This window comes from Burkholderia sp. GW821-FHT14F03 (assembly GCF_058803765.1).
In genome coordinates, this window is sequence record NZ_JBXAPG010000044.1 from 34,964 (window position 1) to 56,731 (window position 21,768).

At 69.4% G+C, this 21,768-nt stretch carries 19 protein-coding genes and 1 pseudogene; 13 read left to right on the forward strand and 7 right to left on the reverse strand.

The window, feature by feature from the left end:
• The first annotated feature begins 70 nt into the window (after window positions 1-70).
• Both secD and secF read left to right on the forward strand, forming a co-directional pair.
• Entirely contained in the window at window positions 71-2,098 is a 2,028-nt protein-coding gene (gene secD / locus AC1RQF_RS25795; RefSeq protein WP_274001240.1) for a protein translocase subunit SecD, read from the forward strand.
• Between the two features lie 15 nt (window positions 2,099-2,113).
• On the forward strand, window positions 2,114-3,064 hold the full coding sequence (gene secF, locus AC1RQF_RS25800; RefSeq protein WP_274001237.1) for a protein translocase subunit SecF: 951 nt from the start codon (window positions 2,114-2,116) through the stop codon (window positions 3,062-3,064).
• A 72-nt stretch (window positions 3,065-3,136) separates the two neighbouring features.
• Here secF and AC1RQF_RS25805 read toward each other — a convergent pair whose 3' ends face one another.
• From AC1RQF_RS25805 to AC1RQF_RS25820, 4 genes are all read right to left on the reverse strand, one after another.
• The gene (locus AC1RQF_RS25805; RefSeq protein ID WP_274001235.1) at window positions 3,137-4,420 is read right to left on the reverse strand and encodes an MFS transporter; all 1,284 of its coding nucleotides are present in this window, start codon (window positions 4,418-4,420) and stop codon (window positions 3,137-3,139) included.
• Between the two features lie 172 nt (window positions 4,421-4,592).
• Entirely contained in the window at window positions 4,593-5,171 is a 579-nt protein-coding gene (locus AC1RQF_RS25810; RefSeq protein WP_492873256.1) for a YceI family protein, read from the reverse strand.
• Between the two features lie 68 nt (window positions 5,172-5,239).
• A complete protein-coding gene (locus AC1RQF_RS25815) occupies window positions 5,240-5,800 on the reverse strand; it encodes a YceI family protein (RefSeq protein ID WP_492873257.1) in 561 nt (186 codons plus the stop codon).
• A gap of 9 nt (window positions 5,801-5,809) precedes the next feature.
• Entirely contained in the window at window positions 5,810-6,367 is a 558-nt protein-coding gene (locus AC1RQF_RS25820; protein WP_274001231.1) for a cytochrome b, read from the reverse strand.
• Window positions 6,368-6,617: 250 nt separating this feature from the next.
• Here AC1RQF_RS25820 and AC1RQF_RS25825 point away from each other — a divergent pair, with 250 nt between their 5' ends.
• From AC1RQF_RS25825 to AC1RQF_RS25865, 9 genes and pseudogenes are all read left to right on the forward strand, one after another.
• Window positions 6,618-7,271 carry a paraquat-inducible protein A gene (locus AC1RQF_RS25825; RefSeq protein WP_274001230.1) on the forward strand — a complete coding sequence of 218 codons (654 nt, stop codon included), beginning with the start codon at window positions 6,618-6,620 and terminating at the stop codon, window positions 7,269-7,271.
• Window positions 7,268-7,900 carry a paraquat-inducible protein A gene (locus AC1RQF_RS25830; protein WP_274001229.1) on the forward strand — a complete coding sequence of 211 codons (633 nt, stop codon included), beginning with the start codon at window positions 7,268-7,270 and terminating at the stop codon, window positions 7,898-7,900. Before AC1RQF_RS25825 ends, AC1RQF_RS25830 begins: the two co-directional genes overlap by 4 nt.
• A complete protein-coding gene (locus AC1RQF_RS25835; RefSeq protein WP_274001228.1) occupies window positions 7,893-9,533 on the forward strand; it encodes a PqiB family protein in 1,641 nt (546 codons plus the stop codon). Before AC1RQF_RS25830 ends, AC1RQF_RS25835 begins: the two co-directional genes overlap by 8 nt.
• The gene (locus AC1RQF_RS25840) at window positions 9,530-10,222 is read left to right on the forward strand and encodes a PqiC family protein (RefSeq protein ID WP_492873258.1); all 693 of its coding nucleotides are present in this window, start codon (window positions 9,530-9,532) and stop codon (window positions 10,220-10,222) included. Before AC1RQF_RS25835 ends, AC1RQF_RS25840 begins: the two co-directional genes overlap by 4 nt.
• Before the next feature lie 250 nt (window positions 10,223-10,472).
• On the forward strand, window positions 10,473-12,593 hold the full coding sequence (locus AC1RQF_RS25845) for a site-specific recombinase (RefSeq protein WP_274001223.1): 2,121 nt from the start codon (window positions 10,473-10,475) through the stop codon (window positions 12,591-12,593).
• Between the two features lie 79 nt (window positions 12,594-12,672).
• Window positions 12,673-13,968, forward strand: coding sequence for a THUMP domain-containing class I SAM-dependent RNA methyltransferase (locus AC1RQF_RS25850; RefSeq protein WP_492873259.1), 1,296 nt, complete (start codon window positions 12,673-12,675; stop codon window positions 13,966-13,968).
• A gap of 432 nt (window positions 13,969-14,400) precedes the next feature.
• On the forward strand, window positions 14,401-14,793 hold the full coding sequence (locus tag AC1RQF_RS25855) for a VOC family protein (protein ID WP_274001219.1): 393 nt from the start codon (window positions 14,401-14,403) through the stop codon (window positions 14,791-14,793).
• Window positions 14,783-15,544 (forward strand): annotated as a pseudogene (locus tag AC1RQF_RS25860) (helix-turn-helix transcriptional regulator); the annotation flags it as partial. The gene AC1RQF_RS25855 and the pseudogene AC1RQF_RS25860, both read left to right, overlap by 11 nt.
• A gap of 297 nt (window positions 15,545-15,841) precedes the next feature.
• Window positions 15,842-16,339 (forward strand): hypothetical protein, encoded by a 498-nt coding sequence (locus tag AC1RQF_RS25865; protein ID WP_274001215.1) that lies wholly within the window; start codon window positions 15,842-15,844, stop codon window positions 16,337-16,339.
• A gap of 14 nt (window positions 16,340-16,353) precedes the next feature.
• On the opposite strand, the gene AC1RQF_RS25870 is transcribed toward AC1RQF_RS25865, so the two are convergent.
• Genes AC1RQF_RS25870 through AC1RQF_RS25880 form a run of 3 tightly spaced genes read right to left on the reverse strand, consistent with a single transcriptional unit; the run spans window position 16,354 to window position 19,275 of the window.
• Window positions 16,354-17,808, reverse strand: coding sequence for an NAD(P)(+) transhydrogenase (Re/Si-specific) subunit beta (locus tag AC1RQF_RS25870; protein ID WP_492873260.1), 1,455 nt, complete (start codon window positions 17,806-17,808; stop codon window positions 16,354-16,356).
• On the reverse strand, window positions 17,805-18,122 hold the full coding sequence (locus tag AC1RQF_RS25875; RefSeq protein ID WP_274001212.1) for an NAD(P) transhydrogenase subunit alpha part 2: 318 nt from the start codon (window positions 18,120-18,122) through the stop codon (window positions 17,805-17,807). The genes AC1RQF_RS25870 and AC1RQF_RS25875 overlap by 4 nt, the downstream gene beginning before the upstream one ends.
• 13 nt (window positions 18,123-18,135) lie before the next feature.
• A complete protein-coding gene (locus AC1RQF_RS25880) occupies window positions 18,136-19,275 on the reverse strand; it encodes a Re/Si-specific NAD(P)(+) transhydrogenase subunit alpha (protein ID WP_492873261.1) in 1,140 nt (379 codons plus the stop codon).
• A 263-nt stretch (window positions 19,276-19,538) separates the two neighbouring features.
• Between AC1RQF_RS25880 and AC1RQF_RS25885 the strand changes: the two genes are divergently transcribed.
• Both AC1RQF_RS25885 and mnmA read left to right on the forward strand, forming a co-directional pair.
• Window positions 19,539-20,051, forward strand: a complete 513-nt coding sequence (locus AC1RQF_RS25885) for an NUDIX hydrolase (RefSeq protein WP_274001208.1) — start codon at window positions 19,539-19,541, stop codon at window positions 20,049-20,051.
• Window positions 20,048-21,190 (forward strand): tRNA 2-thiouridine(34) synthase MnmA, encoded by a 1,143-nt coding sequence (gene mnmA, locus AC1RQF_RS25890; protein ID WP_492873262.1) that lies wholly within the window; start codon window positions 20,048-20,050, stop codon window positions 21,188-21,190. Before AC1RQF_RS25885 ends, mnmA begins: the two co-directional genes overlap by 4 nt.
• Window positions 21,191-21,768 lie beyond the last annotated feature (578 nt).

A 21,768-nucleotide genomic window follows, 5' to 3' on the forward strand; every position in this document is an offset into this window, starting at 1 on the left:
CGCGCCGCCCCACCGGGCGCCGCGGCGCCGGACGCGATGCTTTCCAGCCAACATCCCGTCCGGGTCCCTCATGAATCGTTACCCACTCTGGAAATTTGTCGTGATGGTCGTGGCGCTCGCCATCGGCCTTCTGTACACATTGCCCAATTTCTACGGCGAAGCGCCGGCGGTGCAGGTGTCGAGCGGCAAGGCCACGATCAAGCTCGACGCGGGCACGCTCGCCCAGGTTGAAGCGGCGCTTCAGGCCAACCAGGTCACCCCCGACGACATCACGTTCGACACGAGCTCGAGCAACGCGAACATCCGCGTGCGGCTCAAGGACACCGATACCCAGCTGCGCGTGAAGGATCTGCTGCAAAAGACGCTCAATGCCGATCCCAGCGATCCGCAATACGTCGTCGCGCTGAACCTGCAAAGCGCGTCGCCGCGCTGGCTGACCGCCCTGCACGCGCTGCCGATGTATCTCGGCCTCGACCTGCGCGGCGGCGTCCACTTCCTGCTCCAGGTCGACATGACCGGCGCGCTCACCAAGAAGCTCGACTCCGACGCCTCCGACGCCCGCACGCTGCTGCGCGACAAGGGCCTGCGCGACGGCGGCGTGAACCGCGTCGATCAGTCGGTGGTCGCGAACTTCGCCGACCAGGACACGGCCGAGGACGCGCGCAAGCTGCTCGCCTCGTCGGTCAGCGAACTGCAATGGGCGACCCGCTCGGGCAACGGCAGCTACCAGGTGGTCGGCACCTTCGCGCCGGCGGTGCAGAAGGCGGTCGAAGACGCCGCGCTCAAGCAGAACCTGACCACGCTGCACAACCGCGTGAACGAACTCGGCGTGTCCGAGCCGATCCTGCAGCAGCAAGGCGCCGACCGCATCGTGGTCGAGCTGCCGGGCGTGCAGGACACCGCGAAGGCGAAGGACATCATCGGCCGTACCGCGACCCTCGAGGCGCGCCTCGCCGATCCGTTCAACACCTATCCGAAGAGCGCGACCGATCCGGTCCCGCCGGGCGACGAGCTGTTCATGCAGAACGGCCAGACGCCCGTGCTGCTGCGCAAGCAGGTGATCTTCACCGGCGACCGCATCATCGACGCGTCGGCCGGCTTCGACGATCACCAGCGCCCCGCCGTCAACATCCGCCTCGACGCGGCGGGCGGCCGCTCGGTGCGCTCGACCTCGCGCGACAACATCGGCAAGCCGATGGCGATGGTGCTGTTCGAGAAGGGCAAGGGCGAGGTGCTGACGGTCGCGACGATCCAGTCCGAACTCGGCGACCGCTTCCAGATCACCGGCCAGCCGACCCCGCAGGCCGCGGCCGACCTCGCGCTGCTGCTGCGCGCCGGTTCGCTCGCCGCGCCGATGGAGATCATCGAGGAACGCACGATCGGCCCGAGCCTCGGCGCCGACAACATCAAGATGGGCGTCCATTCGGTGATCTGGGGCTTCGTCGCGATCGCCGTGTTCATGGCCGCCTACTACATGCTGTTCGGCATCGTGTCGGTGATCGGCCTGTCGGTGAACCTGCTGCTGCTGATCGCGGTGCTGTCGATGATGCAGGCCACGCTCACGCTGCCCGGCATCGCCGCCATCGCGCTCGCGCTCGGCATGGCGATCGACTCGAACGTGCTGATCAACGAGCGGATCCGCGAGGAGCTGCGCGCCGGCGCATCGCCGCAGATCGCGATCCAGCAGGGCTACGCGCACGCGTGGGCGACCATTCTCGACTCGAACGTCACGACGCTGATCGCCGGCCTCGCGCTGCTCGCGTTCGGTTCGGGCCCGGTCCGCGCGTTCGCGATCGTGCACTGCCTCGGCATCCTGACCTCGATGTTCTCCGCGGTGTTCTTCTCGCGCGGCCTCGTGAACCTCTGGTACGGCGGCCGCAAGAAGCTCAAGTCGCTCGCGATCGGCCAGGTGTGGAAGCCGGCCGACGCGGCGGGCGCCGCCCCCTATCTCGGCCAGGACGCGAACAGCGACGCCGCCGAGGCGGTGAACGCGCTCGCCGACGCCGCCCGCAAGAGCGCGCCGCGCGCCGGCAAGCCGGTCGCCCGGCGCCGCACCGAGGCCGGCCTGCCGCCGAAGAAACCGGGTTCGCCCCAATAAGCGCCGGAGACGCACATGGAATTTTTCCGCATCCGTAAAGACATTCCGTTCATGCGGCACGCGTTGGTCTTCAACGTGGTTTCGCTCGTGACGTTCCTGGCCGCCGTGTTCTTCCTGTTCCATCGCGGCCTGCACCTGTCCGTGGAGTTCACGGGCGGCACCGTGATCGAAGTGCAGTACCAGCAGACCGCGCAGCTCGAACCGGTGCGCGCGACGCTCGGCTCGCTCGGCTACCCGGACGCGCAGGTGCAGAACTTCGGCACCTCGCGCAACGTACTGATCCGCCTGCCGCTCAAGCAGGGGCTCACGTCCGCGCAGCAGAGCGATCAGGTGATGGCGGGCCTGAAGGCGCAGAACGCCGACGTGCAGCTGCAGCGCGTCGAGTTCGTCGGCCCGCAGGTCGGCAAGGAGCTGGCGACCGACGGCATGCTCGCGCTGCTCTGCGTCGTGATCGGCATCGTGATCTACCTGTCGTTCCGCTTCGAATGGAAGTACGCGGTCGCCGGCATCATCGCGAACCTGCACGACGTGGTGATCATTCTCGGCTTCTTCGCGTTCTTCCAGTGGGAGTTCTCGCTGTCGGTGCTGGCCGCGATCCTCGCGGTGCTCGGCTACTCGGTCAACGAGTCGGTCGTCATCTTCGACCGGATCCGCGAGACCTTCCGCCGCGAGCGCAAGATGACGGTCCCGGAAGTGATCAACCACGCGATCACGAGCACGATGTCGCGCACCATCATCACGCACACCTCGACGGAAATGATGGTGCTGTCGATGTTCTTCTTCGGCGGCCCGACGCTGCACTACTTCGCGCTCGCGCTGACGGTCGGCATCATGTTCGGCATCTACTCGTCGGTGTTCGTCGCGGGCTCGCTCGCGATGTGGCTCGGCATCCGCCGCGAGGATCTCGTGAAGGACAGGAAGTCCGCGCACGATCCGAACGATCCGAACGCGGGCGCGCAGGTTTAAGCGCCGCCCCCACCCGGGTCCCCGAAGGCCGGTTCGATGCGAACCGGCCTTTTTCTTTGGCCCGCCCCGCGCTCAACGCATGCCGAAGCGCCTGCGCAGCACCGCGAGCGCCGCGATGCTGATGACCGCCGCGAACATCAGGTAGAAGCTCGGCGCGGTCGGCAGGCCCGTCGCGCCGATCAGCCAGGCGATGATGAACGGCCCGAAGCCGCCGAACAGCGTGACCGCGAGGTTGTACGCGAGCGACATCCCGGTGGTGCGCGTCTCGACCGGGAACAGTTCGGACAGCAGCCCCGGCAGCGCGGAGAAATAGCCGGTCATCAGCACCGCGAACCCCGCCTGCACCGCGATCAGCGTGGCGAACGACGGCCGCGCGACGAGCCACGCGAACGCCGGATAGATCAGCACGAGGAGCGCGCACGCGGGCGCGAGCATCACGGTCACGGCGCCGTGCCGATCCGACCAGTGGCCGACGAGCGGCGCGAGCACGGTCTGGATCACGCCGACGACGAGAATCGCCGCGAACGCGGCGGACGGCGCGAGCTTCAGCTCCTTGACGCCGTAGGTCGGCATGAACAGCACGAGGTAGGTCGCCACGGTGCCGAGCACGATCACGCCGACCGCCGTCGCGAGCCGCGCCTTGTGCGACGCCAGCGTATCGCGCAGCGGCCGCGCGCTGCCGGCCGCCGCGAGGAATTCCGGCGTCTCGTCGACCCGCCTGCGCAGGTAGTACGCGACCGGCCCGAGCAGCAGCCCGAAGCAGAACGGCACCCGCCAGCCCCACGCCATCATCTGCGCGCCCGACAGCCCGGCGTTGAGGAAGGTGCCGAACAGCGCGGCCAGGAGCGTCGTCAGGCCCTGGCTCGCGATCTGCCAGCTGGCGAAGAAGCCGCGCCGCCCCGGCACGTGTTCGGCGAGGAACGCGGTCGCGCTGCCGAACTCGCCGCCGGCGGAGAAGCCTTGCAAGAGCCGCGCGCACACCAGGATCAGGGGCGCGGCGATGCCGATCGTCGCGTAGGTCGGCAGCACCGCGATGATCAGGGTGCCCGCCATCATCAGCTGGATCGACAGCGTGAGCGCCGCCTTGCGGCCCACGCGGTCCGCGTAGGCGCCGAGCACGATCGCGCCGAGCGGGCGCATCACGAACGACGCGCCGAAGGTGCCGAGCGTCAGCAGCAGCGATACGGTGTCGTCGCCCGTCGGGAAGAACAGCTTCGCGATCGTGACGGCGAAGAAACCGTACACGACGAGATCGAACCATTCGAGCGCATTGCCGATCGACGCGGCCACGACGGCGCGCCACACGCGCGGCGAAACGGCAACGACGGATGGGACAGCGACGGGCGTGACGCGCATGCGGGTCTCCTGGATCGTGTATGGGTGTGTCGTTGGGTGTGTCGTGGCGGATCGCGCCGCGCAAAAATTATAAGGGCGCCCCACGCCGGCCGAGCGGCAATATTCCGCGCCCCAAAAGCAAACCGCCGCGTCCGGATCCGGACGCGGCGGCGCTGGGCGGGCGCGATGCGGCTTACTGCTTGACCGCCTCGGCCGTGATCAGCAGCTTCGTCTTCATCTTGAAGCCGTACTGCTTGCCGTAATCGAGACCGAAGTCGTCGCGGTTGAATTCGCCTTCCGCGTCGACGCCGCACACTTCACGCTTGAGCATCGGATGCGGCATGCACTTGAACGACTCGATGTCGAGCGTGAGCGGCTTGGTCACGCCGTGCAGCGTCAGGTTGCCGACCACCTTCGACGGCTTGTCGCCCTCGAACTTGATCGTGCCTTTGTAGACCGCGTCCGGGTACTTCGCGGCATCGAAGAAGTCCGCGGTCTGCAGATGCTCGTCGAGCTTGGCGCTGCCGGTATGGATCGAGGCGATCTTGGTCGTCACCTCGACGGTGCCCGTCTTCGCCGCGCGATCGAGCGTCACGGTGCCGCTCGAGATGTCGAACTTGCCGCGCCACACCGACAGGCCGCCGAAGTGATCGGCCTCGAAGCTCGGATACGTATGGCTCGGATCGAACTGGTAGGTGGCCGATTCAGCGAACGCCGAGCACGACAGCGCAGCGGCGAGCGCACCGGCCGCGATCATCAGATGTTTCTTCAACTCTCTCTCCTTGTGACGGCGCCGCCTCTCGAACGGCGCAACGGTTGCTGCAAATGCGCGCCGCGCGATTACTTCGCGGCAACGATGTGGAACTTGATCTGCACCTCGTCGGCGACGACCGACGTGTCCTTCCATTCGCCCGTCCCGATCGCGTACGCCGAGCGCTTGATCGGCAGCACGCCGTCGAAGGTCTGCGTCGCGCCGTTCTGCGTGACGGTCACGGGCACCGTGATCGTCCCGGCGTGACCCTTGATGGTCAGCTTGCCCGTGACGTTGTACTTGTTGCCGCCCGCGGGCGCGATCGCGGACGACGCGAAGGTCGCCTGCGGGTACGTCTTCGCGTCGAACCACTCCTTGCCCGCGACCTGATCGTTGTACATCTTGTCGCCGAGATCATAGCTCGCGACGTCGATCGTCACCTGCGCGCTGCCCTGCGCGGCCTTGGCCGGGTCGAACTTGATCTGCGCGCTGAACTTCTTGAACACGCCTTCGGTCGGCACGTTCATCTGCTTCGACACGGCGGAAACCTTGCTCTTCGCCAGGTCGACCTGCGCGAGCGCGGAGGCGGAGGCGACGAGCGCGGCGGTGACGAACAGCGCGGCCAGGGGGCGGACGAACGGAGTTTTCATGGACGATCCTTACTTGAGAAAGGGAAGCATGCGCGACAGCACGCCGTCGCGATCGAGCCACTGGTGCTTGACGGCCGCCGCCGCGTGCAGCGCGACGAGCGCCAGCAGGCCGTAGTTGAGCGTCACGTGCAGCGTCTTCAGCAGTTCCTTGAGCGCCGGATCCGGGTCGATCAGGCGCGGCAGCGGGACGATGCCGAGGTACACCACCGGGATGTTCGACGCCGAGCTGTACAGGTAGCCGCTCAGCGGGATCGCGAACATCAGCAGGTACAGCAGGACGTGCACGGCATGCGCGCCGAACCGCTGCAGCGCCGGGATGGTGTTCGCGAGCGGCGGCGGCACATGGGTCGCGCGCCACAGCAGCCGCAGGATCGCGAGCGCGAACACCGTCACGCCGAGCCACTTGTGCCACGAGTAGTACTTGAGCTTGGTCGGCGTGAAGCCGGGAATGTCCGTCATCACCCAGCCGAGCGCGAAGCCGCAGACGATCAGGAGCGCGATCAGCCAGTGCAGCGCGATCGCGGTGCGCGTGTACGATGTCGGCGCGGGGACGGGACTCGATGCCATGGGTTCCTCAGGTGAGCGAAAAGCCGGACCGGCGGAGCGCAGCCGCGCCGCACAAGGTCAAGGCCGCCATGCTACCTCAACCTGCGGGCAGCAGCAGGCATGCAAAAATGACGATTCTGTCATCCAGGCCGCTGCCCGGGCGGGCGGCCGAAGCACGCCTCCAGCCCCGCGAAAAGCGCCATTTGGTAAGATTGGCGCGGGTTCCAGCCTGCCCGCCCGTCGCCCACGACACCGCGCAACCATGCTCCATATGGATAGAAACGACCTGATTGCCTGTCACGAATGCGACGCACTGTTGCACAAACCGCGCCTGAGCGGCAAACAGATCGCGCGCTGCCCGCGCTGTGACGGGCTGCTCTACCGCAACACCTCGACACAGATCGAAAAGATCTGCGCGCTCACGCTCGGCGCGCTGATCACCTTCCTGATCGCGCAGGCTTTCCCGATTCTCGAGATGGATCTCAACGGCATGCGCGTGCGCACCACGCTGATGGGCGCGCTCGAGACGCTGTGGAACCAGGACATGCGGATCGTCGCCGCGATGGTGTTCTGCTCGACGCTGCTGTTCCCGCTGATCGAGCTGGCCGCGCTGCTCTATCTGCTGTTCCCGCTGCGCGCGGGCTACGTGCCGCCCGGCTTCAACCGCGTGCTGCGCGCGATCCAGCTCGTCCGCCCGTGGGGGATGATCGAGGTCTTCATGCTCGGCGTTCTCGTCACCATCGTCAAGATGGTGAGCCTCGCGCGCGTGATCCCCGAAGCGGCGCTGTTTGCTTTCGCCGCGCTGACGCTGATGCTCGCCGTCGTCGTGATGTTCGACCCGCGCACCCTGTGGGATCTCGCCGACGACCTCGACGCGCGCCGCGCCGCGCCCGCCGCCGGCGGCGGCAAGGCAGCCGTCCGGTGAGCCCGCTGAGCGCCGCCCGCTCGGGCCACGCGAGCTGCCATGCGTGCGGCCACGTGCAAAAGCTGCGCAACCCCGCCGGCGAGCCCTGCGCGCGCTGCGGCGCCGCGCTGCACCTGCGGATCCCGAACAGCATCAACCGCACCTGGGCGCTGCTGCTCGCCGCGGTGATCCTCTACATCCCCGCGAACCTGCTGCCGATCATGCGCACCACCTCGATCGTCGGCGTGCAGGACAACACGATCATGAGCGGCGTCGTCTATTTCTGGGTGTCCGGCGAGTGGCCGCTCGCCGTCATCGTGTTCGTCGCGAGCGTGCTCGTGCCGATGCTCAAGCTCGGCGTGCTCGTGATCCTCGCGACCACCGCGCAGCGCCGCTCGGCGTGGCGGCCGATGCAGCGCATCAAGCTGTACCGGCTCGTCGAACGCATCGGCCGCTGGTCGATGCTCGACGTCTTCGTCGTCACCATGACCGTCGCGCTGGTCCACTTCCGTTCGCTCGCCGTGATCACCGCCGGCCCCGGCGCGCTCGCCTTCGGCGCGGTCGTGATCCTGACCATGCTCGCCTCGATGCAGTTCGATCCCCGCCTCATCTGGGACCCCGTCGAAACCTCAGGGAATCATCATGAATAGTCCGCAAGACCCGCACCAGGCGCCGAATGCGGGGGGCGGCCAACCGACGCCCCCGCCCGAGCCCGTCATCACGCACCGCTCCGGCTGGCTGCCGTCGCTCGTCTGGCTCGTGCCGCTCGTCGCCGCGCTGATCGGCATCGGCCTCGTCGTCAAGTCGGTCCTCGAACGCGGCCCCGAGATCACGATCAGCTTCCGCAACGCCGAGGGCCTCGAACCCGGCAAGACCCAGGTCAAGTACAAGGACGTCGAGATCGGCATGGTCAAGGCGATCACGCTGTCGAAAGACCTGTCGCACGTGCTCGTCGACGTGCAGCTCAAGAAGGAGTCGGAAGATTTCGCGGTGAAGGGCTCGCGCTTCTGGGTCGTGCGGCCGCGGGTCGGCGCGAGCGGCGTGTCGGGTCTCAGCACCCTGCTGTCGGGCGCCTACATCGGCGTCGACGCGGGCCGCTCGCAGGACACCGAGAAGAACTTCAGCGGGCTCGAATCCCCGCCCGCCGTCACGGGCGACCAGAAGGGCACCTCCTATGTGCTGCGCGGCGATTCGCTCGGCTCGATCGACATCGGCTCGCCCGTCTACTACCGGCGCGTGCAGGTCGGCCAGGTGGTCGGCTTCTCGCTCGACAAGGAAGGCACGGGCGTGACCTTCAACGTGTTCGTGAACGCGCCGTACGATCAGTACGTCGGCCTGAACTCGCGCTGGTGGCAGGCGAGCGGCGTCGACCTGCGGCTCGATTCGAGCGGCCTGAAGCTCAACACGCAGTCGCTCGCGACCGTGATCCTCGGCGGCATCGCGTTCCAGGCGCCCGCGGACCAGACGGCCGGCGCGAACGCGCCGAACAACACGACCTTCCGGCTCGGCTCCGACGAGGCGGACGCGATGCGCGCCCCGGACGGCGCGCCGGTCCAGGTGGTGCTGAACTTCAACCAGTCGCTGCGCGGGCTCGCGGTGGGCGCGCCGGTCGACTTCCGCGGTATCGAGCTCGGCCAGGTGACCAGCATCGGGATCGACTTCGATCCGGCCACCCGGTCGTTCATGATGCCGGTCACGCTCAATCTCTATCCGGAGCGGCTCGGCAAGCGTTTCCGCGATGCGATCCAGAAGCGCGGCGAGGCGGAGCGCGGCGAGATCCTGAGGCGGCTGATCCAGCACGGCCTGCGCGCGCAGCTGCGCACCGGCAACCTGCTGACGAGCCAGCTGTACGTGGCGCTCGACTTCTTCCCGAAGGCCGCGCCCGTGAAGATCGATCCGACGCGCCAGCCGGTCGAACTGCCGACCGTGCCGAACACGCTCGACGAGCTGCAGCTGCAGGTCGCCGACATCGCGAAGAAGCTCAACAAGGTGCCGTTCGACCAGATCGGCAACAACCTGAACGAGACGCTCAAGAACGCCGACAAGCTGTTCAAGCAGCTCGACACGCAGGTCGCGCCCGAGGCGCGCGACACGCTGTCGGCCGCCAAGCAGACCTTCGCGACCGCCGAGGCGACGCTGCAGCAGGATTCGCCGTTGCAGTCCGACGTGCGCGGCGCGCTGAAGGAGCTGACGCGCACGCTGCAATCGCTGAACGCGCTGTCCGACTACCTCGAACGGCACCCCGAATCGTTGCTGCAAGGCAAACCCGGAGACAAGAAATGATCCGCCATCCTGACCGGCTTGCCCGCGGCGCCGCGCGCGCCCTCGCCGCCGCCGCGCTCGGCGCGGCGCTGTCGGCCTGTTCCTCGCCGCCCGCGCGCTTCTATACGCTGACGCCCGACACCGTCACGGCGGGCCGCAGCCTGCCCGCGAACCCGCCGCTCCTGATCCAGGTGCCGGCCGTCAACGTGCCCGAGCAGGTGGCGCGCAGCCAGTTCGTGGTGCAGAAGAGCGTCGCGCAGGTCGACGTGCTCGAACAGGAACGCTGGGCGTCGCCGCCCGCCGACGAGATCCGGCGCGCGCTGTCGGCGGCGCTCACCGCGCGGCTCGGCACGATCGATGTCGCCGGCTCGGCGGCCCCGCCCGGCGTGCCGGTCTACCGCGTCAGCGTGGACGTGCAGCGCTTCGAATCGTGGCCCGGCGAGCAGACCGTGCTCGATGCGGTGTGGAGCGTGCGCGCGCTGCCCGGCCAGGCGGTCATGACCTGCCGCAGCGTGTTCGCCGAGCCGGTGAAGCCGGGCTTCGACGCGCTCGTCGGCGGCCATCGGCAGGCGCTCGGCGCGCTGGCCGCGCAGATCGCGCTCGGAGTGCGCACGCTCGCGGCCGCGCCGACGCCCGCGAAGGGCGCTTCGGCCGCGCCCCGCGCCGCTTGCCCGGCGGCGCCCGAAGGCGGCCCCGCCGCGCCGCAATGACGCCCGGACGCGCCGGCGTCCATGTTCTGCAATTTTTTCGGACTGACGCCGAACGCATGCGCGGCCAAACGGTCGCCTTGCGTTTTTCGGCGCGATTGACGATCCTACGCGCCTTGGGGCGACAATCCGTCGACGCCCGCGCACGATCCGGCCCCCGGCCGGGCCGCGACGCCGCCCCCCACCGCGCCGGCCACGCCCGGCGCGACGTCCGAAGCATCCCGCCCTCCGGGGCCCCCGACCTCTCCCGTTTATGTTTCGTTCCCTGACGACCCTGATCAAGAAGTGGCGCGCGTCGCGCAATGCCGGCCACCAGCTGGATGCGCTCCTCGCCACCGCGAACGCCGACGCGGCCTACGCGGAACGCAGCGAATGGCTGATCGAGCTGGCGCACTGGCTGCATCGCAGCAGCGGCGGCACGCCGTCCGCCGCGTCCGGCGCCGGCGACGACGCCGAGCGCAGCTACGTCGCGCACGCGCGGCTACGCTACGTGTTCCACGTGCTGGACCGCAATCCCGAATGGAAGAGCAATGTCGCGCGCATCCTTCGCGCGGCGCTGCGCGAAAGCGACGGCATCGCGCTGCTGTGCGACGCCGGCATGCCCGTGCATTCCGGCTTCTTCGGCGCGCTGTTCGAGCGGATCGACTCATCGCTGATCCCGCCCGCGCCGAACCGGCGCGAGCTGTCCGCGCTGTTCACGCTGATGTTCCCCGCGCCCGACGACGCCGCGTGGATCGACGCGCTGCCCGACGACCTGCTCGCACGCCTGCGCGAGCTGTTCGAGCACGACGTGACCGACAAGGAGCGCCACCAGCCGGGCTCGTTCTCGCGCGATCTGCTGACCGCGCTGCACAACCTGACCTGCCAGATCAGCTCGACCGGGCTGTCGCAGACGGTGCGCAGCCGGCTGTCCGACGACGACGACCAGACGCCGCTCGAAGCCCAGCCGTTCTACCGCCTGACCCGCGCGATGCTCGCGGTCGAGACCGCGCATGCGACCGTCGAGGAAGGCGGCGACGCGAGCAAGCTGCTGCACGAGGTGAACTATCTGCGGGTGCTGCTCGACGACTGCCGGCGCGCGGTCGACAACGTGTTCGCGCACCTGTATCGCAACGGCGTGTCGGTCGACATCGTGTTCCAGGTCGAGCGCATGCGCATGCGGATCCAGCGCGCCGAATCGCTGCTCAACGCGTGGATGGCGCGCGAGGATCTGCGCGGGCTCGCGCACCTGACCGCGGAGCTGGTCGACGCGAACCAGAACAGCCAGAGCGTCTCGCATCTGGTGCGCAGCAATTTCTCGCTGTTCGCGCGCAAGCTGGTCGAGACCAATGCCGACACGGGCGAACACTACATCTCGCGCGGCCGCGACGAGTACCTGAAGATGCTGCGCATGGCGGCGGGCGGCGGCCTCGTGACGGTCGCGACGGTGTGCATCAAGTTCTGGATCACGGGCGCGCACCTGCAGTCGATGCTCGAGGGCATGCTGGCCGGCATCAACTACGCGGCGAGCTTCATCCTCATGCACTTCCTGCATTTCTCGCTCGCGACCAAGCAGCCCGCGATGACCGCGCCGACGATCGCGCGCGAACTCGACGACATCGGCCATGAGGAAGGGATCCGCCAGTTCGTCGCGTCGGTGGTCGCGCTGATCCGCACCCAGGCGGCCGCGATCTCGGGCAACGTGCTGGTGGTGCTGCCCGTGTGCTTCGCGGTGCAGATGTTCGCGAGCACGGTGCTGCACGCGAACGTGATCTCGCCGCAGAAGGCGCACGCGACCCTGCAGTCGTTCTCGCTGTTCGGCCCGACGCCGATCTACGCGGCGCTCACCGGCGTGCTGCTGTGGGCGTCGAGCCTGCTCGCCGGCTGGGCCGACAACTGGTTCGTGCTGCACCGCGTCGGCGACGCGCTGACCTACAACCGCCGCCTGCGCATGACCCTCGGGGTCGCGGGCGCGGCGAAGCTCGCGCACTTCTGCCGCTCGAACGTCGCGGGCGTGATCGGCAACGTCGGCCTCGGCCTGATGCTCGGCCTCGTGCCGGCCATCATCAGCGCCTTCGCGTTCTCGTTCGAGGTGCGCCACGTGACGCTGAGCGCGGGCTCGATCGGCGTCGCGCTCGGCGTGCTCGGCAAGAACACGCTGCACACGGCCGAACTGTGGTGGGCCGTGGCCGGCGTGTTCAGCATGGCGATCCTGAACGTCGCGGTGAGCTTCGCGCTCGCCTTCACGATGGCCGTGCGTTCGCGCGCGCTGCGCCCGACCAAGGTGCGCGCGCTCGTCGCCGCGGTCGGCCGCGCCGTGCTCGCGAATCCGCTGAGCCTCGTCTGGCCGACCGGCCCGCGCGGCGCGCCCGCGCGCGAATCCGGCTCGCATTGAGCGGGCGGCGGGGCGGCGGCGCGGGGACGGCCGCCGCCCCGCGTACAATGGCGTACTTTTGTCCGTCCCGTCCCCTCCTATGTCCTCCCCTTCCCTGTTCGATTTCTTCGCCCCCTGCCCGCGCGGGCTCGAAGCGGTGCTTGCCGCCGAGATCGCCGAGATCGGCGCGCGCCGCCTCGGCGGCGCGCCGTTCGAGGCGGGCGCCCAGGTGCCGGGCGGCGTCCATTTCCGCGGCACCTGGGCGGCCGGAATGGCCGCCAACCTGCATTCGCGGATCGCGAGCCGGGTCCTGCTCAAGATCGCCCACCGGCCCTACCGGAGCGAACAGGACATCTATGGCCTCGCGCTCGAGCAGCCGTGGGAGCGCTGGTTCGCGGCCACCCAGACGCTGCGGGTCGACATCACCGCGATCAAGTCGCCGCTCAAGAGCCTCGAATTCGCCACGCTGCGCGTCAAGGACGCGATCTGCGACCGGCTGCGCGAGAAGACCGGCGCGCGCCCGAGCATCGACACCGCGCAGCCCGACGTGCGCGTGTTCGCGTTCCTGACCGCGACCGAGTGCACGCTGTACCTCGACACCTCGGGCGAGCCGCTGTTCAAGCGCGGCTGGCGGCTCGACAAGGGTGCGGCGCCGCTGCGCGAGAACCTCGCGGCCGGGATCCTGCGGATCGCGGGCTGGGCGCCCGACACGCCGCTCTACGACCCGATGTGCGGCAGCGGCACCTTCCTCGCCGAGGCGGCGCAGATCGCGCTCGATGTCGCGCCGGGGGTCGAGCGCCGCTTCGGCTTCGAGAAGCTCAAGCAGTACGACATCGGCGCGTGGCAGGGCCTCAAGGTCGCCGCGCAGGACGCCAAGCGCGCGGCGCGCGGACGGCGCGACAGCGTGCCGATCTTCGGCAGCGACATCTCGGGCGACATGCTGGAGAAGGCGCGCGCGAACATCGAGCGGGCCGGCGTGCCGTCGCTGTGGCTCAAGCAGGTCGATGCGCGCGGCATGACGCCGCCGTGCGCGGACGCCGGCCTGATCATCGCGAACCCGCCGTACGGCGAGCGGATCGAGGTGCGCGGCCGCGGCCCGCGCGGCGATGCACGCGAGACCGGCCGCAATCGCGGCAGCGACGACGCGTTCCGCCGCACGCACGAGGAACAACCCGACGCCGAGTTCTTCCAGGCGCTCGGCGACGCGCTCAAGCAGCGCTTCACGGGCTGGCGCGCCTTCCTGCTGAGCTCCGACCGGACGCTGCCGGGCCAGCTGCGCCTGCGCGAATCGGCGAAGACGCCGCTCTTCAACGGCGCGCTCGAATGCCGGCTGTTCCGCTTCGACCTGATCGCGGGCAGCGTGCGCCAACGGCCCGCGGCCGACAGCGAGGCGTAACGGCGCGCGCGCCGCGCGTCCTCGGGACGTGAGCGGCGCACGGCCAAGCCCGCCTTCTCCCGGCGGCGGTTTCGCGCGAAACCGCCGCTCCGGCCCCCTCCGGACAGCGCACGCCGCTTGCCGCGTCGCGCACCTGCCGGGCCGCGACGCCGCGCGATGCGCGACGACCAGGACACGCCCCGCCTGCGACTTTTCGCTCGCTTACACCTGCCTTTCTTTGCTGCAATCCATGCGCAGCGCCATCCCGTCGATTCGGCACTAGCCCGTTAGTCGCATACGCCCGTCGGACGGTCGACGCCACGCGTCCGGGCGGCCCACGCGCGGCCGCATGCTGCTGACACCACGCTGTCAGCAGCCCCCACGCACACTGCGCATCCGGCGCCGTGCCAAGCGGGTTTCCCGGGCGAGCGCCCCACCTCCAAGGAGTTCACCATGACAGCAGCCACCCCCGAACGCGCGATCGCCTGGTTCGATATTCCGTCGATCGACTTCGATCGCGCGATCCGGTTCTACGAGACCGTGCTCCAGACCACGCTGCAGCGCGAGGTGATCGGCGGCGTGCCGATGGCGGTGTTCGGCCACGAGGAGGCGACGACCGGCGGCTCGATCGTCTACGACCCGCAGCACTTCAAGCCCGGCGCGGACGGCGCGATCATCTACCTGAACGCAGGCGCGGCGGTCACGCCCGCGCTCGAGCGCGCGAAGCGCGCGGGCGGCCTCGTGCAGGGCGCGGTGGTCGAGCTGCCGAACCAGTACGGCTACATCGGCTACCTGATCGACACGGAAGGCAACCGCGTCGGCCTGCACGCGCCGAAATGCAGCTGAACCCCGCCGCCGGGCGCTATCATCGCGGCAGTTCCCCCGCCGCCCCCACCGAGACGTTGCGATGACGCGCCGCGCCGACCGCCTGTTCCAGATTGCCGAGCTGCTGCGCGGCCGCCGGCTGACGACCGCGCAGCAGCTCGCCGACTGGCTGTCGGTCTCGCTGCGCACCGTCTACCGCGACGTGCGGGATCTGCAGCTGTCCGGCGTGCCGATCGAAGGCGAGGCGGGCATCGGCTACCGCCTGAACCGCACCGCGAGCCTGCCGCCCCTCACCTTCACCGCCGAGGAGCTGGCCGCGCTCGCGGCCGGCGCGCGCATGCTCGAAACCTGGGGCGGCGCGCGCTTCGCGGGCGGCGCGCGGTCCGCGCTCGCCAAGATCGCGTCGGCGATGCCCGCCGACAAGCGCGCCGCGCTCGATCGCCTCGCCGTGTTCGCACCGTCGTTCCACGTCGACCGCGCGTTCTCGGAGAAGGTCGACGCGATCCACGAGGCGGTCGACCGGCGCCGCGTGGTCAGCTTCCCCTATCGCGACCGGCTCGGCGCCCACACGGAACGGCGCGTCTGGCCGCTCGGGCTCGTGTACTGGGGCGGCCGCTGGACCATCTGCGCGTGGTGCGAGCTGCGCGGGGCGTTCCGCAACTTCGACGTCGCGCGCATGGGCGACGTGACCGTGCACGAGCCCTACCCGGACGAACCCGGCCGCCGGCTCGCGGACTTCCTGCGCGCCGCCGACGCGCCGCCGATGCACTGAAGCACGCGCGGCGGACCGGCCACGCACGGCCGGCGCGGGCGACGATTTAAGACCGGTCCCATTTATCTCGATCGCGCAAGAGCCTAAAAGGAAAGCTCCTTTGCGAACGCCCATCGCGATGGCCATACCCTGCCGCCCCGTCCCGACAACGCGATCCCGCCCTCCGCATACGGTATGCTGGCGGCCGGGCTTCGGCGCGCCCGCGCCTCCCGACCGGCCGCGCCGGCCGTGCGCGTCGGGCGCGCGCGGCCCGGCCGGCAGCCCGCTTCCGCCACCCAACCAAGCCGCGACGTCGCCATGACCCAATCGAATCCCAGCATCGCCCCCCTGGTGCCGATCGCGCTCGCCGCGCTGTTCCCGCTCGCGGGCAACCTGATGTACGACGGGCTGCTCGCCGCGCTCATCGACGCCGAGGCGGGCAGCGTCTCGTTCATCACCGACGAGCCGAACGGCGTGTTCGCGCACCGCTCCGCCACGCTGGCATCGTTCGGATTCCTGGGTTTCTCGGTGGGCGCGGCGCTGGTCGCCTGCCGGCGGCGCGCGCAGGCGGCGCGCGATGCGCTCTACGCCTACCTGGGGCTCGCGCTGATCGCGGGCGGCGCGAGCGCGCTGTGTTTCGTGGTGCTGCACGCCCGCGCGACGGCCTTCACCGGCATCACGAACGACACCGGCATCCGCGTCGCGCTGCCGCTCGAGGATATTCCGCTGTATCCGCTCGGGGTGTTCCCCGGGCTGTGCGTGCTCGCATACGCAGCCGTGCTGCTGCTGCGCGGCCCGGCCAGCCGTCGCGGCTAGCCGGGCGCCCAGCGTCACTCGACCGATTTCACCATGTCCTCGATCACCTTCTTCGCGTCGCCGAACACCATCATCGTCTTGTCCATGTAGAACAGGTCGTTGTCGAGCCCCGCGTAGCCGGCCGCCATCGAGCGCTTGTTGACGATCACCGTGCGCGCCTTGTACGCCTCGATGATCGGCATCCCCGCGATCGGCGATTTCGGATCGTTCTTCGCCGCCGGATTCACCACGTCGTTCGCGCCCAGCACGAGCACCACGTCGACCTGGCCGAACTCGCCGTTGATGTCCTCCATCTCGTGCACGATCTCGTACGGCACCTCGGCTTCCGCGAGCAGCACGTTCATGTGCCCCGGCATCCGGCCCGCGACCGGGTGGATCGCGTAGCGCACGTCGATGCCCTTCTCGATCAGCTTGTCGGTCAGTTCCTTGAGCGCATGCTGCGCGCGCGCGACCGCGAGGCCGTAGCCGGGCACGATCACCACCGATTCCGCATTGCCGAGCATGAACGACGCGTCCTCGGCCGAGCCCGACTTCACCGGCCGCTGCTCCTGCCCGCCGCTCGCCGCCGCCGCGCCGGGCTCCGCGCCGAACCCGCCGAGCAGCACGTTGAAGAACGAGCGGTTCATCGCGTGGCACATGATGTACGACAGGATCGCCCCCGACGAGCCGACCAGCGAGCCCGCGATGATCAGCATCGGGTTGTTCAGCGAGAAGCCGATGCCCGCCGCCGCCCAGCCCGAGTACGAGTTCAGCATCGACACCACGACCGGCATGTCGGCCCCGCCGATCGGGATGATGATCAGCACGCCGAGCGCGAACGCGAGCGCCGTCATCACGATGAACGGCAGCCACGACTGGGTCAGCATGAACAGGATGCCGAAGCCGAGCATCGCGAGCGCGAGCAGCAGGTTCAGCAGGTGCTGGCCCGCGTACACCACGGGCGCGCCCTGGAACAGCCGGAACTTGTACTTGCCCGACAGCTTGCCGAATGCGATCACCGAGCCCGAGAACGTGATCGCGCCGACGAAGGTGCCGATGAACAACTCGATCCGGTTGCCGTACGGGATGAAGTTCGCGGCGTCCGCGCCCTGCGGCACGAGCCCGAACGCCTCGGGCTCCGACACCACCGCGTAGGCGATGCAGACCGCGGCGAGACCGATCAGCGAGTGCATCGCCGCGACCAGCTCCGGCATCTTCGTCATCTCGACGCGCGCGGCGACCACCGCGCCCACCGCGCCGCCGACCACCAGCGCGCCGAGCACGAGCGCGAGCCCGAGCGGCAGGTTCGCGCCGAGCCAGGCGGCCTGCTTGACGATCAGCGCGACGGTCGTGAGGATCGCGATCGCCATGCCGGTCATGCCGAATAGATTCCCTCGTCTAGCGCTCTTCGGATTCGACAGGCCCTTGAGCGCCTGGATGAAGCACACCGACGCGACGAGGTACAGCAGCGTGACGACGTTCATGCTCATCGCGCGCCCTCCTTGCCGCCCTTCGGCTCCTTCTTGCGGAACATCTCGAGCATGCGCCGCGTGACGAGGAAGCCGCCGAACACGTTGACCGCCGCGAGCGCCACCGCGAGCACCCCGAACACCTTGCCGGTCGTGCCGACCGTCAGCGCGGCGGCCAGCATCGCGCCGACGATCACGATCGCCGAGATCGCGTTGGTCACCGCCATCAGCGGCGTGTGCAGCGCGGGCGTCACGTTCCACACCACGTGGTAGCCGACATACACCGCCAGCACGAAGATGATCACGTTGATCACCGTGTGATTGATCAATTCCATCGCCGCCTCCCCGTTATTTGCGCACGACCTCGCCGTCGCGACACACAAGCGTCGCGGCGACGATGTCGTCGTTCAGATCGATCTGGAGCGCCCCGTCCTGGGTGATGATCAACTTCAGGAAATCGACGAGGTTGCGTGCGTACAGCGCCGACGCGTCGGCCGGCACCATCGCGGCGAGATTCGTGTAGCCCGCGATCGTCACGCCGTGCGTGCGCGTGACCTCGTCGGCCACCGTCAGCGGGCAGTTGCCGCCGCGCCGGCCATCGGTCTCGGGGCCGCGGCCGGCCGCGAGGTCGACCAGCACCGAGCCGGGCTTCATCGCCTGCACCGTCTCCGCCGAGATCAGCGTCGGCGCGGCCCGCCCCGGAATCAGCGCTGTGGTGATCACGATGTCCGCCTGCTTCGCGCGCTCGTGGACCAGCGCCGCCTGGCGCGTGAGCCACGACGGCGGCATCGGCCGCGCGTAGCCGCCCACGCCTTCCGCCGCGTCGCGCTCTTCCTGGGTTTCGTAGGGAACGTCGAGGAATTTCGCGCCGAGCGACTCGATCTGCTCCTTCACCGCCGGCCGCACGTCGGACGCCTCGATCACCGCGCCGAGCCGCTTCGCGGTCGCGATCGCCTGCAGGCCCGCGACGCCCGCGCCGAGGATCAGCACGCGCGCCGCCTTCACGGTGCCCGCCGCCGTCATCAGCATCGGCAGGAAGCGCGGATAGAGCGCCGCCGCGACCAGCACCGCCTTGTAGCCCGCGATGTTGGCCTGCGACGACAGCACGTCCAGGCTCTGCGCGCGCGTCGTGCGCGGCGCGGCCTCCAGCGCGAAGCCCGTCACGCCCGCCGCCGCGAGCCGCCCCGCCTGCTCGGCATTGAACGGGTCGAGCATGCCGACCAGGGTCGCGCCGCGGGTCACGTGCGCCAGTTCGGCGTCGGTGGGCGCCTGGACCTTGAGCACCAGCTCGGCGCCCAGCGCGGCCGCCGCATCGCCCAGCGCCGCCCCGGCCGCCTCGTAGGTCGCGTCCGGAAAACTGGCCCGCTCGCCCGCGCCGCGCTCGACCGTCACGCGATGGCCGGCGGCCACGTATTTCTTGACCGTTTCAGGCGTCGCGGCCACGCGCGCCTCGTTCGCCCGCGTCTCGCCAGGCACTCCGATATGCATCGTCGATCCTCCTGTTTCTCGTATTCGACTGCGAAAGCGAGCCGGAACGGCAACTGCGGACTGACCGGCTCGAGGCAACGGCTGGTTTCTTCACGCGCCACTTTAACCGAAAGCGTACGCCGCGCCGGAGTCCGACCCTTTGATGCACCACAGCCCTCTGGACAAACCGCGCGGTCCGTGCCTGGGTCGTTCATCATGGGGTCAGAGCAATGCGGCGGCACGCGGCCGGCAGGTCCCGCGCGCAACCGGTAAAATGCGCGGCTATGAAACCCGAAATCTGGACCCCGCACGTGACGGTCGCCGCGATCGTCGAACGCGACGGGCGCTTTCTCGTGATTGAAGAACACACCTCCGCCGGCCTGCGCATCAACCAGCCGGCCGGCCATCTCGAAGCCGGCGAAACCCTCGTCGACGCCGTGATCCGCGAAACCCTCGAGGAAACCGGCTGCCGCTTCGAGCCGTCGGCGCTGGTCGGCGTCTACCTGGCCCACTACGACCGCCCCGCGAGCGCGGGCGCGACCTACCTGCGCTTCACGTTCTGCGGCACGGCGGGCGAGCCGCTGCCCGGCCACCGGCTCGACGACGGCATCGTGCGCACGCTGTGGCTCGACGCCGGCGAACTGCGCGCCTGCGTCGACCGGCATCGTTCGCCGGCGGTGCTGCGCGGCGTCGACGACTACCTGGCCGGACGCCGGGTGCCGCTCGACGTCCTGCACACCCATTCGGTCGCGCCGCGCGCGGACGTCGTCGGGTTGAATCCGATGGAGGCCAAATGAGCGGGCGTCGCGTGGTGGTGGGGATGTCGGGCGGCGTCGATTCGTCGGTGACCGCGTGGCTGCTGAAGCAGCAGGGCTACGAGGTGATCGGCCTGTTCATGAAGAACTGGGAGGACGACGACGACGGCGAATACTGCTCGACCCGGCAGGACTGGATCGACGTCGTCTCGGTCGCGGACCTGATCGGCATCGACGTGGAAGCGGTGAACTTCGCGGCCGAATACAAGGACCGCGTGTTCGCCGAATTCCTGCGCGAATACTCGGCCGGCCGCACGCCGAATCCGGACGTGCTGTGCAACGCCGAGATCAAGTTCAAGGCGTTCCTCGATCATGCGATGTCGCTCGGCGCGGAAACGATCGCGACCGGCCACTATGCACGCGTGCGCGAGCGCGACGGCCGCTTCGAGCTGCTCAAGGCGCACGACCACACGAAGGATCAGTCGTACTTCCTGCACCGGCTGAACCAGGCCCAGCTGTCGAAGACGCTGTTCCCGCTCGGCGAGATCCCGAAGACGCAGGTGCGCGAGATCGCCGCGCAGATCGGCCTGCCGAACGCGAAGAAGAAGGATTCGACCGGCATCTGCTTCATCGGCGAGCGGCCGTTCCGCGATTTCCTGAACCGCTATCTGCCGACCCGGCCCGGCCCGATGAAAACGCCCGACGGCAAGATCGTCGGCGAGCACATCGGGCTTGCGTTCTACACCTTCGGGCAGCGCAAGGGCATCGGCCTCGGCGGCAGCCGGGACGGCAGCGGCGAACCGTGGTTCGTCGCCGCCAAAGACATTCCGTCGAACACGCTGTACGTGGTGCAGGGCCACGACCATCCGTGGCTGCTGTCGCCCACGCTCGTCGCCGGCAATCCGAGCTGGGTCGCCGGCGAGGCGCCCGCCGAAGGGCTCGCGTGCGGCGCGAAGACGCGCTACCGGCAGGCCGACGCGCCGTGCACGGTCGGCCCCGCCGACGGCGACGGCCAGTTCTCGCTGCGCTTCGACGCCGCGCAATGGGCGGTCACGCCGGGCCAGTCGGCCGTGTTGTACGACGGCGACGTGTGCCTCGGCGGCGGCATCATCGAATCGGCGGCCGAGCGCGTCGCGCTTGCCGATACGAGCGCGCCGCGTCCGCTCGCGCTTGCGCGCTGAAGCGTCCGAGCGGCGACGCGATCCGCCGCGCGTCGCTGCCCGCCTTCGCCGGCTGGCGCCCGCGCGCAACGCCGCGTCGTAGTGTTCGCACCCCGCGCCTGGCCGAACAGCCGGCGCTCCACCTGCCGAGACGACCATGCGCGTCGCGCTTGCCAAAGCGCATGGCCGCGTCCCTCGATACGGATCGAATCGCGGCTCACCGCTGCCGGCTCCCGTCTGCGCACAAGGCCGCGTCGTAGCATTCGTACCCCGCGTCCGGCCGAACAGCCGGCGCTCCACCTGCCAAGACGACCATCCGCGTCGCACTTGCCGAAGCGCATGCACCGCGACCCTCGATACGCATCGCCGCTCACCGCTGCCGGCTCCCCTCTGCGCACAAGGCCGCGTCGTCGCATTCGCACCCCGCGTCCGGCCGAACAGCCGGCGCTCCACCTGCCAAGACGACCACCCGCGTCGCGCTTGCCGAAGCGCATGCACCGCGACCCTCGATTCGCATCGCCGCTCACCGCTGCCGGCTCCCGTCTGCGCACAAGGCCGCGTCGTAGCATTCGTACCCCGCGTCCGGCCGAACAGCCGGC

Bases quoted from the DNA above. Each gene is read 5' to 3' on its own strand.
- AC1RQF_RS25825 (WP_274001230.1), top strand. From the start codon at position 6,618: ATGGATAGAAACGACCTGATTGCCTGTCACGAATGCGACGCACTGTTG.
- AC1RQF_RS25850 (WP_492873259.1), top strand. From the start codon at position 12,673: ATGTCCTCCCCTTCCCTGTTCGATTTCTTCGCCCCCTGCCCGCGCGGG.
- AC1RQF_RS25855 (WP_274001219.1), top strand. From the start codon at position 14,401: ATGACAGCAGCCACCCCCGAACGCGCGATCGCCTGGTTCGATATTCCG.
- secF (WP_274001237.1), top strand. From the start codon at position 2,114: ATGGAATTTTTCCGCATCCGTAAAGACATTCCGTTCATGCGGCACGCG.
- AC1RQF_RS25805 (WP_274001235.1), bottom strand. From the start codon at position 4,420: ATGCGCGTCACGCCCGTCGCTGTCCCATCCGTCGTTGCCGTTTCGCCG.
- AC1RQF_RS25875 (WP_274001212.1), bottom strand. From the start codon at position 18,122: ATGGAATTGATCAATCACACGGTGATCAACGTGATCATCTTCGTGCTG.
- AC1RQF_RS25865 (WP_274001215.1), top strand. From the start codon at position 15,842: ATGACCCAATCGAATCCCAGCATCGCCCCCCTGGTGCCGATCGCGCTC.
- AC1RQF_RS25845 (WP_274001223.1), top strand. From the start codon at position 10,473: ATGTTTCGTTCCCTGACGACCCTGATCAAGAAGTGGCGCGCGTCGCGC.
- AC1RQF_RS25820 (WP_274001231.1), bottom strand. From the start codon at position 6,367: ATGGCATCGAGTCCCGTCCCCGCGCCGACATCGTACACGCGCACCGCG.
- AC1RQF_RS25835 (WP_274001228.1), top strand. From the start codon at position 7,893: ATGAATAGTCCGCAAGACCCGCACCAGGCGCCGAATGCGGGGGGCGGC.
- AC1RQF_RS25870 (WP_492873260.1), bottom strand. From the start codon at position 17,808: ATGAGCATGAACGTCGTCACGCTGCTGTACCTCGTCGCGTCGGTGTGC.
- AC1RQF_RS25815 (WP_492873257.1), bottom strand. From the start codon at position 5,800: ATGAAAACTCCGTTCGTCCGCCCCCTGGCCGCGCTGTTCGTCACCGCC.
- secD (WP_274001240.1), top strand. From the start codon at position 71: ATGAATCGTTACCCACTCTGGAAATTTGTCGTGATGGTCGTGGCGCTC.
- AC1RQF_RS25840 (WP_492873258.1), top strand. From the start codon at position 9,530: ATGATCCGCCATCCTGACCGGCTTGCCCGCGGCGCCGCGCGCGCCCTC.
- mnmA (WP_492873262.1), top strand. From the start codon at position 20,048: ATGAGCGGGCGTCGCGTGGTGGTGGGGATGTCGGGCGGCGTCGATTCG.
- AC1RQF_RS25885 (WP_274001208.1), top strand. From the start codon at position 19,539: ATGAAACCCGAAATCTGGACCCCGCACGTGACGGTCGCCGCGATCGTC.
- AC1RQF_RS25880 (WP_492873261.1), bottom strand. From the start codon at position 19,275: ATGCATATCGGAGTGCCTGGCGAGACGCGGGCGAACGAGGCGCGCGTG.